This window comes from Actinosynnema sp. NPDC059797 (assembly GCF_042732085.1).
Lineage (GTDB): Bacteria > Actinomycetota > Actinomycetes > Mycobacteriales > Pseudonocardiaceae > Actinosynnema.
Genome location: NZ_JBHWIE010000722.1, coordinates 1 through 1,499, shown reverse-complemented (window position 1 = coordinate 1,499; position 1,499 = coordinate 1). Strand labels below are relative to the sequence as shown.

The following is a 1,499-nucleotide window of genomic DNA, read 5'->3' as shown; positions in this document are numbered from 1 at the left end:
GGGTGCACCCCGAGTCCTCGTCCCACGGCGCCCGCGACGGGCGCGTCCGAGGCGCACGACCCGGCCGACGGCCCACCACCGGAGGTTCTAGACCCGTTGTCCGGCTCCGATCCCCGGCGGTCCAATGATCCCGGCGCCGCGTGGGGCAGCCACCGGCTCCCACCTGCCGCATCGCCCGGGTCGCACCGGCGGCACCGGTCGGTCGAACCGAACAGGAGATGACCTTGGACGAGGCGTACGACTACGCGCGCGGCAGCACGGCGATCTGGCCGGGAACCGACCACCTGGTCCCCGAGTCGGTGATCACCGAACTCGCCACCCACACCGAGGAGAACGACCGCACCGGCCGGCTGGCCGACCGCAGCGTCGAGGCGCTGCGGGAGTGCGGCTACCTGGGGCTCCCGGTGCCGGTGAACTTCCACGGCGGCGGCGCGTCGCTCCTGGAGTGCTGCGCGGTGCAGCGCCGCGTCGGCGCGGCGGACCCGGCGCTCTCGATCGGCATGAACATGCACCTGTTCTCCATGGGGTACATGGTCGAGCACTGGCTGCGGCACCGCGACGAGTCGTGGCGCGCGCTGGAGTCGATCACGCGACAGCGGCAGATCATCGTCTCCGCGTTCGCGGAGCCCGGTCTGGGCGGCAGCCTGACCCGCTCCAACTGCACCGCGCGCCGCGAGGGCGACAAGTGGATCGTCAACGGCGTGAAGGTGCCCTGCTCCCTGGCCGAGCGCAGCGACGTGCTGAACTTCCAGATGGTGGACGAGGCGGGCGGCCCGGAGAGCCTGTTGGTGGCCGTCCTGCCGACCGACTCGCCGGGTGTCGTGGTGGAGCGCACCTGGAACACGCTCGGGATGCGCGCGTCGGAGTCCGACACCATCCGCCTGGTCGACTGCCCGGTGCCCGACGAGGCGATCGTGCACCGCGGGCCGCAGGGCGGTGTCGGTGACGAGGTGTTCGCCGCCGGCACCGCGTGGTTCTGCACCACGGCCACGGCGTGCTACCTCGGCGTGGCCCAGGCGGCCCTGGACCAGGCCAGGCGCGCCCTGACCGGCTCGAAGATCAGCTACCTGGGCGCGCGGCGCGCCGACCTGCCGTCGTTCCAATCGGCCCTGGGCGACATCCTGGTCGAGATCCTGCCGCTGGACGCCGCGTGCGCCCGCATCGCCGGCCTGATCGACGAGCGCAAGCTGGACCCCCGCAACCTGACGCCGGCGGTGCTGGCGCTGCGGCACCAGTCGGTGGACATCGCCATCCGGGCCGTGGAACTGGCCTCGGAGCTGGTCGGCGTCGCCTCCTACAGCGCGGCGGGCCCCGCCTCGCGCCTCATCCGGGACGTGCACGCGGCCCGCTACCACCCGCCGACGCGGTTCGTGACGCGGCAGCTGCTGGGCCGCTGGGCGCTCGGCCTGCCGTGGAACTTCGACCTGGCGGAGCGCCCGTTCGAGATGTGAACCGGTCGACCACCCCGACCGGGGACCCCGGTCTGCCGCTCCCGGCAG

Annotated in this window: 1 protein-coding gene; it reads left to right on the top strand. The window is 73.3% G+C overall.

Translation table 11 applies throughout. The annotated features are described in order from the left end of the window. The first annotated feature begins 218 nt into the window (after positions 1-218). Complete coding sequence (locus ACFV4N_RS43680; protein ID WP_499678591.1) at positions 219-1,451, top strand: acyl-CoA dehydrogenase family protein; 1,233 nt, start codon at positions 219-221, stop codon at positions 1,449-1,451. The last annotated feature ends 48 nt before the right edge of the window (positions 1,452-1,499 follow it).